The organism is Tropicimonas omnivorans (assembly GCF_031846565.1).
In the GTDB taxonomy this organism is placed as follows: domain Bacteria; phylum Pseudomonadota; class Alphaproteobacteria; order Rhodobacterales; family Rhodobacteraceae; genus Tropicimonas_B; species Tropicimonas_B omnivorans.
In genome coordinates this window covers 43,768-56,804 of the sequence record NZ_JAVRHL010000002.1, presented here as the reverse complement: position 1 = coordinate 56,804, position 13,037 = coordinate 43,768, and the positions used below count along the sequence as shown (strand labels likewise).

General features: G+C 65.8%; 12 protein-coding genes and 1 tRNA gene. 3 read left to right on the top strand and 10 right to left on the bottom strand.

Translation table 11 applies throughout. The features are described from left to right. Positions 1-277: 277 nt before the first annotated feature. A complete protein-coding gene (gene scpA, locus RM543_RS05535; RefSeq protein ID WP_311689915.1) occupies positions 278-2,443 on the bottom strand; it encodes a methylmalonyl-CoA mutase in 2,166 nt (721 codons plus the stop codon). A gap of 62 nt (positions 2,444-2,505) precedes the next feature. On the opposite strand from scpA, the gene RM543_RS05530 reads away from it, so the two are divergent. Next, positions 2,506-3,045: a DUF4174 domain-containing protein gene (locus RM543_RS05530; RefSeq protein ID WP_311689914.1), complete on the top strand. Its 540-nt coding sequence runs from the start codon at positions 2,506-2,508 to the stop codon at positions 3,043-3,045. A 108-nt stretch (positions 3,046-3,153) separates the two neighbouring features. On the opposite strand, the gene RM543_RS05525 is transcribed toward RM543_RS05530, so the two are convergent. From RM543_RS05525 to RM543_RS05490, 8 genes are all read right to left on the bottom strand, one after another. Continuing rightward, on the bottom strand, positions 3,154-3,831 hold the full coding sequence (locus RM543_RS05525) for a hypothetical protein (RefSeq protein ID WP_311689913.1): 678 nt from the start codon (positions 3,829-3,831) through the stop codon (positions 3,154-3,156). Then, positions 3,828-4,190 carry a hypothetical protein gene (locus RM543_RS05520; RefSeq protein WP_311689912.1) on the bottom strand — a complete coding sequence of 121 codons (363 nt, stop codon included), beginning with the start codon at positions 4,188-4,190 and terminating at the stop codon, positions 3,828-3,830. Before RM543_RS05520 ends, RM543_RS05525 begins: the two co-directional genes overlap by 4 nt. After that, positions 4,187-6,187, bottom strand: a complete 2,001-nt coding sequence (locus tag RM543_RS05515; RefSeq protein ID WP_311689911.1) for an acetyl-CoA carboxylase biotin carboxylase subunit — start codon at positions 6,185-6,187, stop codon at positions 4,187-4,189. Before RM543_RS05515 ends, RM543_RS05520 begins: the two co-directional genes overlap by 4 nt. 114 nt (positions 6,188-6,301) lie before the next feature. Further along, positions 6,302-6,502 (bottom strand): hypothetical protein, encoded by a 201-nt coding sequence (locus RM543_RS05510; protein WP_311689910.1) that lies wholly within the window; start codon positions 6,500-6,502, stop codon positions 6,302-6,304. 244 nt (positions 6,503-6,746) lie between these two features. Further along, entirely contained in the window at positions 6,747-7,166 is a 420-nt protein-coding gene (locus RM543_RS05505) for a hypothetical protein (protein WP_311689909.1), read from the bottom strand. Between the two features lie 72 nt (positions 7,167-7,238). Further along, on the bottom strand, positions 7,239-7,367 hold the full coding sequence (locus RM543_RS05500) for a hypothetical protein (RefSeq protein ID WP_255415161.1): 129 nt from the start codon (positions 7,365-7,367) through the stop codon (positions 7,239-7,241). A 191-nt stretch (positions 7,368-7,558) separates the two neighbouring features. Beyond that, a complete protein-coding gene (locus RM543_RS05495; protein WP_311689908.1) occupies positions 7,559-8,086 on the bottom strand; it encodes a DUF6497 family protein in 528 nt (175 codons plus the stop codon). 92 nt (positions 8,087-8,178) lie between these two features. Beyond that, a complete protein-coding gene (locus RM543_RS05490) occupies positions 8,179-9,711 on the bottom strand; it encodes an acyl-CoA carboxylase subunit beta (protein ID WP_311689907.1) in 1,533 nt (510 codons plus the stop codon). A 129-nt stretch (positions 9,712-9,840) separates the two neighbouring features. Here RM543_RS05490 and RM543_RS05485 point away from each other — a divergent pair, with 129 nt between their 5' ends. Further along, complete coding sequence (locus RM543_RS05485; protein WP_311689906.1) at positions 9,841-11,070, top strand: multidrug effflux MFS transporter; 1,230 nt, start codon at positions 9,841-9,843, stop codon at positions 11,068-11,070. A gap of 214 nt (positions 11,071-11,284) precedes the next feature. After that, the gene (locus RM543_RS05480) at positions 11,285-12,016 is read left to right on the top strand and encodes a ZIP family metal transporter (protein ID WP_311689905.1); all 732 of its coding nucleotides are present in this window, start codon (positions 11,285-11,287) and stop codon (positions 12,014-12,016) included. A 901-nt stretch (positions 12,017-12,917) separates the two neighbouring features. On the opposite strand, the gene RM543_RS05475 is transcribed toward RM543_RS05480, so the two are convergent. Beyond that, positions 12,918-12,993 (bottom strand) — tRNA-Ala (locus RM543_RS05475). Between the last annotated feature and the right edge of the window lie 44 nt (positions 12,994-13,037).

Genomic DNA, 13,037 nt, shown 5'->3' with positions numbered 1-13,037 from the left:
TCTACAGGAATGCCGCAACGCCGCACAGAGGGGTCGTTCGCCGGAAAAGGCTCGCAAGGTCCTCGTGATCGCCGCGCCCTACCCCTTCGGCGGGCCTGTGACATCAGAGGGCCGATTTATGGGACATCTGATCCCACGGGGGCGGTCGTTGTCTTGTCCTCTGCGCGACCGGACAGATCTGCCCCACCGTCAACCACGCGCCAGGTATTCCGGTGACGCCCCCTGAGGGAGCGGATCCTAGCAAAGACCCCCTCCGGCACCGGCCACTCCCTGCCGTTCACGCCGTGCGGTCGCCGCGCGCCTTTCGGATCAAATCAAGAATGCCGCGCGCGGCATCGGGAATGTTCGTGCCCGGGCCGAAGATCGCGGAGACCCCGGCGCCTTTCAGGAACTCGTAATCCTGGCTCGGGATCACGCCGCCGCAGACGACGAGGATATCGCCGGCATCCTCGACGCGCAGGGCCTCCACCAGTTTCGGAGCGAGGGCCTTGTGTCCGGCGGCCTGGCTGGAAATGCCGACGACATGAACGTCGTTGTCCACCGCGTCGCGTGCGGCTTCCTCGGGCGTCTGGAAGAGCGGCCCGACATCCACGTCGAAGCCGATATCGGCGAAGGCCGTCGCGATGACCTTGGCGCCGCGGTCATGGCCGTCCTGCCCCATCTTCACCACCATCATCCGCGGCCGACGCCCCTCCTCCTCGGCGAAGGCCGCGACGTCCCTCTGGATCGCCTCGAATTCCGCATCGCCGTCGTAGGCAGCGCCATAGACGCCGGCGAGCGTCTTCACTTCCGCCCTGTGACGGCCGAAGACCTTCTCCATGGCCATGCTGATCTCCCCCACCGTCGCGCGCGCCCGCGCCGCTTCCACCGCGGCCTCGAGGAGGTTGCCCCCCTCCAGGGCACGGCGCTCCACCTCCGAGAGCGCGGCCGCGGTTGCTCCCTCGTCCCGATCCGCCCGGATCCGCGCCAGCTTCTCGATCTGGCCCGCGCGGACCGTCTCTCCAGCGATGTCGAGGATGTCGATCGGATCCTCGGTCTCCTTGCGGTACCGGTTGACGCCGACGACCACGTCCTCCCCCCTGTCGATGTTCGCCTGTCTCCGGGCGGCGGTCTCCTCGATCCGGAGCTTGGGCATGCCGGAGGCGACGGCCCTCGTCATTCCGCCCATCTCCTCGACCTCCTCCATCAACGCCCAGGCGGCTTCGGCGAGGTCCCCGGTCAACCGCTCGACGTAGTAGGATCCGGCGAGCGGATCGACGACGCCGGTGACTCCGGTCTCCTCCTGCAGGATGAGCTGGGTGTTGCGGGCGATGCGGGCGGAGAAGTCGGTCGGCAGGGCTATGGCTTCGTCCAGGGCGTTGGTGTGCAGCGATTGCGTTCCGCCCAGAACCGCGCTCATCGCCTCGTAGGCCGTCCGGATGACGTTGTTGTAGGGATCCTGCTCGGCCAGCGAGACGCCGGAGGTCTGGCAATGGGTGCGCAGCATGGAGCTCTTCGGGTCCTGCGGCGTGAACTCCTCCATCACGCGGGACCACAGGAGCCGCGCGGCCCGCAGCTTTGCCGCTTCCATGAAGAAGTTCATGCCGATGGCGAAGAAGAACGACAGGCGCGGCGCGAAGCGGTCGACGTCCATCCCCCGCGCGATGGCGGCGCGCACGTATTCCCGCCCGTCCGCCAGGGTGAAGGCCAGCTCCTGGACGAGGTTCGCCCCGGCCTCCTGCATGTGGTAGCCGCTGATCGAGATCGAGTTGAACCGTGGCATCTCCCCCGCGGTGTACTCGATGATGTCCGCGACGATCCGCATCGAGGGCTCGGGCGGATAGATATACGTGTTGCGGACCATGAACTCCTTCAGGATGTCGTTCTGGATGGTCCCGGAGAGCTCGCTGCGCGGGACGCCCTGCTCCTCCCCCGCCACGATGAAGGAGGCGAGGATCGGGATCACCGCGCCGTTCATGGTCATGGAGACGGACACGTCCTGAAGGGGAATGCCTCCGAAGAGTACGTTCATGTCCTCCACGCTGTCGATGGCGACGCCGGCCTTTCCCACGTCCCCCTCGACGCGGGGGTGATCGCTGTCATAGCCGCGGTGGGTCGCAAGATCGAACGCGACGGAGACGCCCTGCTGCCCGGCGGCGAGCGCGCGGCGGTAGAAGGCGTTGCTCTCCTCGGCGGTGGAGAAGCCCGCATATTGCCGGATCGTCCAGGGCCGCCCGGTATACATCGTCGCACGCACGCCCCTCGCATAGGGTGCGAACCCCGGCAGGGAGCCGATATGCGCAAGCCCCTCGAGGTCCGCTTCGGTGTAGAGCGGCTTCACCGAAACCCCTTCCAGCGTGTGCCAGACGAGCTCGCCCGGGGTCCGTCCCTTCGTCTCCTTGCGCACGAGATCGGCCCAGTCGTTGAGGGAAGGCGGCGTCGATGGGCCGGTCTCATGCGTCATCGTGATCTCCTCGGGTCCGGGCATGTCTTCGCCTATGCCCCCCGATTGACTATATAACCCCCATGCATGTCCACGCGACCTTCCGTTTTCTTGCCCTCGCCGGCGCTCTCTTCCTCATCGGGGGGAGCGCTCTTTTCGCCCAGACGGATGCACCGGAGGGTGAGGATGCGCTTGCCGTCGGCGCGGATCCGTTGCCGGAGGATGCACCGGAGCCGCCGGATGCCGATCTTCCGCTGGAGATCCGCGATGCCGCCGAGGTCGATCTGGCCGATTACCTCTGGACGCGGCGGCCCATCGTCGTCTTCGCGGACACCCCGGCCGATCCCCGCTTCATCGAACAGGTGGAGCTTCTCTCCGCCCGTCCGGACGAGCTGATCTCGCGGGATGTCATCGTGGTGACCGACACAGACCCCGATGCCCGGTCCGGCGTCCGCTCCCAGCTCCGTCCGCGCGGCTTCGCGCTGGTGATCATGGGAAAGGACGGGCGGGTGGAGCTCCGCAAGCCGTTCCCGTGGGACGTGCGGGAGATCAGTCGCACCATCGACAAGATGCCCCTTCGGCAGAACGAGATGCGGGAGCAGCGCAGCGGCGGCGGCTCCTGAGCGGGGCAGAATTGCAAAATCAGGCGGGAAACGCTATATCAGGGGCATGGGAGCGCCCGGCGCTCCGCCGAGGGAAAGGACCGTCGATGGACCGCGAGACCCACACGCCTATTCCGACGACCGGTCGAACCGGGCCGCGCCCGGGGTATTGACCGCACGGCGCGGACGCGGCGGCACTAGGCCATCGCGGATCGCCCGCTCGTCCTGTCGTGCCGCCTCCGGCCCGTCTTCGGCATAGACCTCGATCAGCCGCAGCGCGATCAGCCCGTAGCGCAGGGCCTGCTTCTTCATCTCGATATAATCGCCGTACATGACCAGCCTCGAGGACGTCTCGGCGTTCGCGAAGGCGGTCGAGCGCATGTCCCGCGCGAGTGTCGCGATGGCGCGAAGCTGGCGGTAGAACAGCACCACGGCGTCGATCGAGGTGCGCGGCAGGATGTGTATCTCCCCCGTCACTGCACGGAAGATCATGTCATCCTGCTCGGTCGGAATGAGCGGAACGTGAGACGGCTCCGCCGCGAAGCGTTCTGCCATCTGCGCCTCGTGCCCGTCCAGAAGCGCCTCCGATCCGAGGTTGTGGACGTGGGCGCTGATCTCCGCGAAGAGGGCGCGGTGGATGTCGCGGATGCGCTCGGCGCGCTGCTCCCTGTCCCGCGCGATCCCTTCGAGATACCGCCGCTCGTCCGCCTTGCGGTTCTGCCAGCCGTTCACCATCCAGCCGATGGCGAGGAAGGCCCCGGCGATCACCGCCTGCCAGATCCGCGGGTCGATCGCCGCCCAGGTCATCTGCGCGTCATCGCGATACCACCGGTCACGAACAGCAGGACAAGCGCAGCGCCAGCGCCTTCCTTAAAGGTGACGTATCCGGCCAGCATGCCGTAGAGCGCCGCCCCCCAGATCAGCACGACGAGCGCGAACGCCCCGGCCCAGAACCGCCCCTTGAGAAGCCGCCCGGCAAGGATCATCCACGACCCGGCATAGCCCGCGAGGCCCCCGAACGCCGGCACAACCAGCGTTCCGATGAAGGCAGCCAGACGGCCGCTCGAAAGCACCACCCCGGCCAGCGCGGCGTTGACGGCCCACGCGACGGCAAGTCCGGCAACGAAGGCAAGGGCGTGGGTGGCCCAGGACGCGAGGCGGTTCATTCGAACTCCATGATGATCTCGTCCACGGCGAGGCTGTCCCCGCTGGAGACCTTCACGGCGGCGACGCGGGCCTTCCGCTCGGCGCGCAGGATGTTCTCCATCTTCATCGCCTCGACGGTGCAGAGCGGTTGCCCCTCCTCGACCTCTTGGCCCTCTTCGACGTGAAGCGCAACGACGAGCCCCGGCATCGGGCATAGCAGCAGCCGGGATGTATCCGGCGCGGCTCGCTCCGGCATCAGGGCGGCCAGCTCGGCCTGCCGCGGCGTCCAGACCTTCACGTCGAGATCCGCGCCGCGGTGCCGGATGCGGAATCCCGTCGCGCACGTCCGGACGTTCAGCGTCACGGCATCGCCATCTGCCTCGATGCGCGCGAGCGTCTGCCCCGGCGTCCAGTCGCTCACGACGTCATGAACCGCGCCATCGGCGAAGCGCACCTTTGCCCCGCCCTCCCGCGGCTCCACCTCCACGGCGAAACTCCGGCCGGCAAGCGCAACGACCCAGGACGCGCCGACACGCCGCTCGTGATTGTCCATCCGCCCCGAGATCCGCGCGCGCCGGATCTCGGCGACGCGAAACATCGCGGCGGCGGAAGCGGCGATGCGGCGCAGCGTGTCCTCCGGAAGTTCGGCACCGCTGAACCCCTCGGGGTATTCCTCGGCAATGAAGGCCGTCGTCAGCTCCCCGGCTGCGAAGCGGGGATGGTCCATCACCGCGCTGAGGAAGGGAAGGTTGTGCCCGATCCCCTCCACCTCGAACGCATCCAACGCCTCGCGCATCGCCTCGAGCGCAGCCTGTCGATCCGGCCCCCAGGTACAGAGCTTGGCGATCATCGGATCGTAGAACATCGAGATCTCACCGCCCTCGAAGACGCCGGTATCGTTCCGCACCGCCTTGTCCTCGCGCGCAAACTCGCGGGGCGGGCGGTAGCGGGTCAGACGCCCGATGGACGGCAGGAAGTTGCGATAGGGATCCTCGGCGTAGAGCCGGCTCTCGATGGCCCATCCAGACGTCTTCACATCCTCCTGCCGCAGCCGCAGGGGCTCGCCGGCCGCGATCCGGATCATCTCCTCGACAAGATCGATCCCGGTCACCAGCTCCGTCACCGGGTGCTCGACCTGAAGGCGGGTGTTCATTTCGAGAAAGTAGAAGTTCCGCTCGGCATCCACGATGAACTCGACCGTGCCCGCACTGCGATACCCCACCGCCTGCGCCAGCGAAACGGCCTCGCCCCCCATCGCGGCGCGCGTCGCCCCATCGAGGAAGGGTGAGGGGGCCTCCTCGATCACCTTCTGGTTCCGGCGCTGGATGGAGCATTCGCGCTCCCCGAGGTGGATGCAGTTCCCCTGCCCGTCCGCCAGAACCTGGATCTCGATATGGCGCGGGCTGGTGACGAACTTCTCGATGAAGATGCGGTCATCGCCGAAGCTGGAGCGCGCTTCGGACCGGGAGGAGCCGAAGCCCTCCCGTGCCTCCGCCTCGGTCCAGGCGACGCGCATGCCCTTGCCGCCGCCGCCGGCGCTGGCCTTTATCATCACCGGATAGCCGATCTCGCCGGAGATCCGGGCGGCATCGTCCTCGTTCGCGATCAGCCCCATATACCCCGGAACGGTGGAGACACCGGCCTCCGCGGCGATCTTCTTCGAGGCGATCTTGTCCCCCATCGCCTCGATGGCGTGGGCGCCGGGACCGATGAAGGCGACGCTCTCGGCCTCCAGCGCCTCGGCGAAGGCCTTGTTCTCCGACAGGAAGCCGTAGCCGGGATGGACCGCATCGGCGCCGCTTGCGCGAACCGCCTCCATGACGCGAGGTATGGAGATGTAGGACTGGTCCGCCGGCGCAGGACCGATCCGGATGGCCTCGTCCGCCATGCGGACGTGGAGCGCGACCCGGTCGGCATCGGAGTAGATGGCGACCGTCCTGATCCCCATCTTCCGCGCGGTGGCAATGACGCGGCAGGCGATCTCACCGCGGTTGGCGATCAGGATCTTGCCGAACATCGGCGCTCCTCCCTCAGGGACGCGCCGATACAACGAAAAAACGCCACCCCGGCGGCGCGGCCGAGGTGGCGTTCTTGAGTCCGGATCAGGCGGCGCGGTGCCGCCCGAGGCCGATCAGCGGCAGACGCCCGCGTCGTCGCAATAGACGCCAGCGAGGGCACCGACGGCCGCACCGGCCGCAACGTCGTTGTCGGTGGCAGACGCAGCCACGCCGCCAATGGCCGCGCCGGTGACGCCCCGCTCGAGATCGGTGTCGCACGCGGCGAGACCGGCAACGACGGAGAGGGCGAGAACGGGCTTGATGAGGGCTTGCATGAAAATCTTCCTGTTTTGTTGCTGCTCAATGGAACAGTGCTTCGCGCGGTACGCCGCAGCAACTCGCGGGTGCAGGAAATGTTCCAATTCGGCGCAATGCCGCCGAAGGCAGTCCTTGGGGCGCGCGCCCTCTCGCCTCGGGGAAGCGCGCTGCCGGAGCGCCGGGGCGCGCCCGGCACGAGACGATCCGGCACGGCACCACGGGCGGCCGATGTCGGCCGCCCGAGTGGAGCCATGCGCCGGATCACGCCCAATCCTCGTCGTCCTCCTCGGCGCCGCCTTCGGCCGCCTCCTCGTCCTCTCCCCATTCCCCGGCCTCAGACGGCACGGAATTGGGAAACGCGGCGTGTGCGGCAGCGACGTCGATCCTGAGAAGCTGGCTGTAATCCTTTGGATCGAACGGTTCGGACGCTGGCAGGACTTCGCGGCCGAGAAACCAGGAGAGCCGTCCGCCGTCGAGGTTGCCACGCTCGAACGGCTCGTCTCCGAACTGATCCCAAAGCGCCGCCATGAAGGCGGCATCGGCCGCGCGATCCGCCGGACGGCGATCGGCGAAACGCTTGCGCTCGATGAGGGGCGTGGGCCCCGCCTTGTTCGCGCGCCGGATCGTGAATGTGAAATCGGTGCCGGTCAGGCGGCTTGGGAATCCGCGATGCTTGATCATGCCGCACCCTCGACCGGACGGAGGAGCGGGAGCAGTGTGGCGGGCCTTTGACAAGCCCGCCACTGCGTCGGCTCAGTACTTGCTGTAGACCGGCTCGGCGACGATGGGCTCTTCGACGAAGACCACTTCTTCTTCCTGCGCACATGCCGCAGCGAAGGCAACGAGGCCGAGGGCGAAAATGACTTTAATGCTCGTGGACATCCCTGTCTCCTGTAAGGTGTATCGAAACCTCGAACGCACGTTGGCGTGATCGGGTTCCACTTGGGTGTTGCGGTCGCCCTGGGGCGTCCACCGCTGACGATAGCGTGAATTTCCGTCGGGAAATAGGTAGCGTGCATTCGGCCCGTGTCCTGTGACTTGGCTGCACCATCAAGGCGCAGGATATCGCGCATTCATTGCCAGACGCAGGCCCCCTGCTCCACCCGGTATGCGCCTATGAACATCGTCGCGTCGGTGTCCGAGGCACCGCGTTCGACCGGACGATCCAGCAGGATCACGGTGATATCTTGAGCTTTCTGCGCATCGACGCCCGAGACCTCTTCGGCGCAGAGCGCATCGAGATCGGCTTCGACCGCCATGTAGTCGAGATCGCCGCCTTTCGCCGCGATCCTGGGGGCAAGATAGCGAAGAATGAGCCATGTCTCGCCGCTCGCCTGGCGTTCGACGAAGCGGTCGAGCGGAATGACCTCCTGCCCCGAGGGGAGAGGGCCCGCGACGGCGGCCGATGCCAAAAGGAGCGAAAGTGAGAGGGAGATGGAACGCAATCCGCGCCGGCGCCTCCCAACACCGGCGCGGATTGACCGGGCTCTAATGCCCGGTAGCTGGCGCTCGCCGACAAACTGGTCGGCGCCTCCTTGGCCAGTGGTGTTCCGCGGCCCGGAACCGATTCGGTCCCGGATCATGGCGGGATGATGACGCATGTTATCCATTTTCCGCAAATGATTTATGCAAGTCTCGGCAATGACGGCGCAAACATCCCTCGAAAGTAAAACCAATGATGCCCGGAGGCGCCTCATAGCGGGATGTTGTCGTGCTTTTTCCACGGCAACTCGGCGTTCTTGCCCCTCAAAGCGGCAAGGGCCCGCGCCACGCGCCTCCGCGTCGCATGCGGCTGGATCACGTCATCGATGAAGCCGCGTTCCGCAGCGATGAACGGATTTGCGAATCGCTCCTCATAATCAGCCGTCCGCTCGGCGATCTTTTTCGGATCGCCAAGCTCCGAGCGATAGAGAATTTCCGCTGCCCCTTTCGCGCCCATTACGGCGATCCGGGCCGTCGGCCATGCGTAGTTGACGTCACCGCGCAAATGCTTGGAGCTCATCACGTCATATGCGCCGCCATAGGCCTTGCGGGTGATCACGGTCACCTTGGGCACCGTCGCTTCGCCGTAGGCGAAGAGCAGCTTGGCGCCATGCTTGATGACCCCGCCGAACTCCTGCCCCGTCCCCGGCAGGAACCCCGGAACGTCCACCAGCGTCAGGATCGGGATACCGAAGCAGTCGCAGAACCGCACGAACCGCGCAGCCTTGCGACTGGAATCGATATCGAGGCATCCGGCAAGCACCATCGGCTGATTGCCGACCACGCCGACCGTCCGCCCCTCGATGCGGATGAAGCCGGTGATGATGTTCTGGGCGAACTGCGCCTGCATCTCGTCGAAATCGCCCTCGTCGGCGATCTTCAGGATCAGCTCCCTCATGTCGTAGGGCATGGTCGGACTGGACGGGACAAGCGTGTCGAGGCTTTCGTCGATCCGCTCGGGGGCGTCGAAGAACGGGCGGACAGGGGCGTCGGAGCGGTTTGACAGCGGCAGGAAATCCACCAGTCGCCGCACTTCGGCCAACGTCTCCACGTCCCCCGCATAGGCCGCGTCCGCGACAGAGGAGCGGCGCGTATGCGTGGAGGCGCCGCCCAGCTCTTCGGCCGTCACGACCTCGTTCGTGACCGTCTTCACCACGTCGGGGCCGGTCACGAACATGTAGCTCGTGCCCTCCACCATGAAGATGAAATCCGTCATCGCCGGCGAATAGACCGCTCCGCCCGCGCAGGGGCCCATGATGACGGAGATCTGCGGCACGACGCCCGATGCCTCGATGTTGCGCCGGAACACCTCGGCATAGCCCGACAGGGAGGCGACCCCCTCCTGGATGCGCGCGCCGCCCGAATCGTTCAGCCCGATGATGGGGGCTCCGACACGCACGGCCATATCCATGATCTTGCAGATCTTCTGGGCGTGGGTCTCGCTCAGTGATCCGCCGAAGACAGTGAAATCCTGGCTGAAGACGCAGACCATCCGGCCGTTGATCGTGCCCCATCCGGTGATGACGCCGTCCCCCTCCGGACGCTGCTCATCCATGCCGAAATCGGTGCATCGGTGGCGGACGAACATGTCGAACTCCTCGAAGGAGCCCTCGTCCAGCAACAGGTCGAGCCGTTCCCGCGCGGTCAGCTTGCCCTTGGCATGCTGAGCCGCGATGCGCTTCTCGCCGCCGCCCTGCCTCGCATCCGCACGCCGCGCCTCCAGTTCCTCGACGATCTCCTTCATGCGCTTTGCATCCTCCCCCGCGCGCCCATTCGGCGCCGTCCATCCAAATGGCTGCCGGCCTGCATGGCAAGTGCGGGCATGCAAGATAGGCCGTTGGCATGCCCCTCGGGGTTGCCTATAGCGTCACTCATGGCCGGCTCCCCCAGCGTCCGTTTTCTAGACCGGACTACCCCGCCCCACATCGTCACGCTCGTCGCCCTGGCCAGCATCTCGGCGCTGAGCATGAACGTGTTCCTGCCGTCGCTGCCCTCGATGACGGAGCATTTCGGAACGCCCTACGCGGTGATGCAGCTGACGGTGACGGCGTATCTCGGCATCAACGCCGTCCTCCAGATCCTGATCGGTCCGATCTCGGACCGGTTCGGACGTCGCCCGGTCCTTCTCGGCGCGATGGCGATCTTCCTTCTCGCGACGCTCGGCACCCTCTTCGCCGCAAGCGCCGGCGGCTTTCTCTTCTGGCGAATGATGCAGGCGGCGGTGGTGACGGGGCTGGTGCTCTCCCGCGCCGTCGTGCGGGACATCTATCCCCCCGACCGCTCCGCCTCGATGATCGGATACGTCACGATGGGCATGGCTCTGGTCCCGATGATCAGTCCGATGATCGGCGGCGTTCTCGACGAGGTGTTCGGCTGGAAGGCCAATTTCTGGCTGCTGTTCGTCTGCGGCGCGGGCGTGGCCGCCCTCATCCACCTCGATCTCGGCGAGACGGCGACGGACACGGCAGCCACTTTCTCGGCTCAGTTCCGCGAATACCCCGAACTCGTCACGTCGCGCCGGTTCTGGGGCTACTGCCTCACCGCGATGCTGGCCTCGGGCGCGTTCTTCAGTTTCCTCGGCGGTGCGCCCTACGTCGCGACGGAAGTGTTCGACCTGTCGCCATCCCAGATGGGCGGGTTCTTCGGCTTTCCGGCGGTGGGCTACGCCTTGGGCAACTTTCTCACCGGGCGCTACTCGAGCCGCGTCGGCATCGACCGGATGGCGATCCTGGGCTGCGTGGTCTGCGCCGCTGGCCTGGCGTCGCTGGCGCTCTGGATGGCGACGGGTCCGGTCTCGCCCGTCGTCTATTTCGGCTCGTTCATCTGGGTCGGCATCGGCAACGGCCTCGTCCTGCCGAACGTCACCTCGGGGATGCTGTCGGTCCGTCCGCGGCTTGCAGGCACCGCGAGCGGCCTCGGCGGGGCCTGCATGATCGGCGGAGGCGCGGTGCTGTCGGCGATCGCGGGCGCTGCGCTGACCCCGTCCGCGGGCCACTGGATCCTCGCGGGGCTCATGCAGGCCTGCTCCGCGCTGGCCCTTCTGGTGATCCTCTGGGTCGCCTCGATCAACCGGCGCGAGGCAGCGGCCGGCCAGAGGCCCTGACTGCGCGACGCGACCGGGAGCGTCCGGACAGAGGTGCAGAATGACGGGCCGATCCTCACCTCGAAGACGGATGCGCCTCGACATGAACGGCCGTGCCCTCGCCCGGTGCCGCCCCCCCTTCATGGGACGGGAGTGACGCCGCGCAGGATCGTGGTACGGTCCGGCAAGGCCACATCCGCGCCTCGCCTTGCCCCTGGACCCGACAAGCTACCCCATGATCCTTCTCAGTCTCCTCTTCGCCTGCCTCTTCGCCGTCGTCCATCTCGGCATCGGCTGGCTGACCTTCCTCGGCCGGACGCCGCGCAGCCGCTGGCTCTCGGGCGCGGGAGGCGTGGCGGTGGCCTATGTCTTCCTGCACGTGCTGCCCGAACTCGCGGAGCACCGCAGCATCTTCGCCGAGGAGCTGGGCACCGACGAGGGCATGGCGGAGGGCGTCGTCTATTCCCTCGCCCTGATCGGCCTCGTGGTCTTCTACGGGCTGGAACGCGCCATCAAGACGTCCCGCAAGAGAGAGATGGCGACCGGGCAGGAAGAGGCGCATCCGGCCGGGACCTTCTGGCTGCATATCGGCTCCTTCGCCGCCTACAACGTCATCATCGGCTACCTGCTGCTGCACCGCGAGGAGGAGGGCATCTGGTCGCTCGTGATCTACGGGATCGCCATGGCCCTGCATTTCGTCACCAACGATTTCGGACTGCGGCAGGATCACAAGGCGCGTTACGATCACGTCGCCCGGTGGATCCTCGCCGGCGCCGTCCTCGGTGGGTGGGCCCTCGGCAGCTTCGCCGACCTGTCCGAGCTGTCCATCGGCTTCCTCTTCGCCTTCCTCGCAGGCGGGGTGGTGCTGAACGTCCTCAAGGAGGAACTGCCCGAGGAGCGCGAGAGCCGTCTCTGGCCCTTCGTCGGCGCGGCGGCGGTCTACGCGGTCCTGCTCCTGTCGATCTGAGAGGACGGGAAGACTGCCATCTTCGTCAGAAAGATCTGCCTCTCATGGGGCCGAGCGGTGCTCGCCATTGCCGATCGCTGCTGTTCAGGCAGCACGCGGCGAAAGTCTGTGAGGAGCCCACTGTCACCGTGTTTTGCAGCGCAGCCAATGTCTGTTACCGAATTGGTGGTGAGAGCGTTCAAAAAAGCAATGGAATTTTGAACTCGGGTTCAGGCAGCGTCAAATGAGGACTGTTTCCAGCTACCAGATAACATCGATAAGACGTCCATCGCTATGTTGACACACTCCGACACCGCCAGCTGTCGTGAAACCACTTGAGTCAGCATATTGCAGCTGACAGGACAGAGTTGATCCTTGATTGCCAATCAATGTGGCAACAGCGTCTCCAGTATAGCTGGACGCTACCAACGTAGACGCGCCAACATTACCAATCGTTGTGGAGCCTCCCGTCATGACAGCTTTGCCAGCGAACGCTTCTTGATCGATCGTTGCTGTTAAACTGTCACTCGACATGCCTTGTTCGTATGCAAACGTTACCGGTTCGCCTGTACCCCGGACCACACCCTGCATGTTACCGCTGCATCCCGAAAGCATGGAAACAGTAAGCGCGAGTGACGACGCAGCGATGAATGATTTTGACATAGAATCCCTCATTGTTTTTCTATGACTGTAAGGTAGCACGGGCAGTTGAGCAATTTGGACTTCTATAGAACGGGCTGATTTTTGAAATGGATTGTTTGTTGAACCATCTCAAAAGCAGCCGTAGCGAAGGCGCACTTTGCCCCGCACTGCCAATGCTCACGACCCTCTCAACGAAAGGCCGCTTCGACGCAGGTCGCCCGCGCGCAGCCAAAGCTAACGCCGAGAGGGGCAGAACGATGTCGTGCTGTACAAGAGGAAATGGTGGAGCCTAGGGGGGTCGAACCCCTGACCTCGTCATTGCGAACGACGCGCTCTCCCAACTGAGCTAAGGCCCCTTGACGCGGGTATTTGGAGAAAAGGGGCGCCGGTGTCAACGCCC

Coding starts and splice junctions, on each gene's coding strand:
- RM543_RS05530 (WP_311689914.1), top strand. CDS start 2,506: ATGCATGTCCACGCGACCTTCCGTTTTCTTGCCCTCGCCGGCGCTCTC.
- RM543_RS05485 (WP_311689906.1), top strand. CDS start 9,841: ATGGCCGGCTCCCCCAGCGTCCGTTTTCTAGACCGGACTACCCCGCCC.
- scpA (WP_311689915.1), bottom strand. CDS start 2,443: ATGACGCATGAGACCGGCCCATCGACGCCGCCTTCCCTCAACGACTGG.
- RM543_RS05510 (WP_311689910.1), bottom strand. CDS start 6,502: ATGCAAGCCCTCATCAAGCCCGTTCTCGCCCTCTCCGTCGTTGCCGGT.
- RM543_RS05500 (WP_255415161.1), bottom strand. CDS start 7,367: ATGTCCACGAGCATTAAAGTCATTTTCGCCCTCGGCCTCGTTGCCTTC.
- RM543_RS05480 (WP_311689905.1), top strand. CDS start 11,285: ATGATCCTTCTCAGTCTCCTCTTCGCCTGCCTCTTCGCCGTCGTCCAT.
- RM543_RS05515 (WP_311689911.1), bottom strand. CDS start 6,187: ATGTTCGGCAAGATCCTGATCGCCAACCGCGGTGAGATCGCCTGCCGC.
- RM543_RS05520 (WP_311689912.1), bottom strand. CDS start 4,190: ATGAACCGCCTCGCGTCCTGGGCCACCCACGCCCTTGCCTTCGTTGCC.
- RM543_RS05495 (WP_311689908.1), bottom strand. CDS start 8,086: ATGCGTCATCATCCCGCCATGATCCGGGACCGAATCGGTTCCGGGCCG.
- RM543_RS05505 (WP_311689909.1), bottom strand. CDS start 7,166: ATGATCAAGCATCGCGGATTCCCAAGCCGCCTGACCGGCACCGATTTC.
- RM543_RS05525 (WP_311689913.1), bottom strand. CDS start 3,831: ATGACCTGGGCGGCGATCGACCCGCGGATCTGGCAGGCGGTGATCGCC.
- RM543_RS05490 (WP_311689907.1), bottom strand. CDS start 9,711: ATGAAGGAGATCGTCGAGGAACTGGAGGCGCGGCGTGCGGATGCGAGG.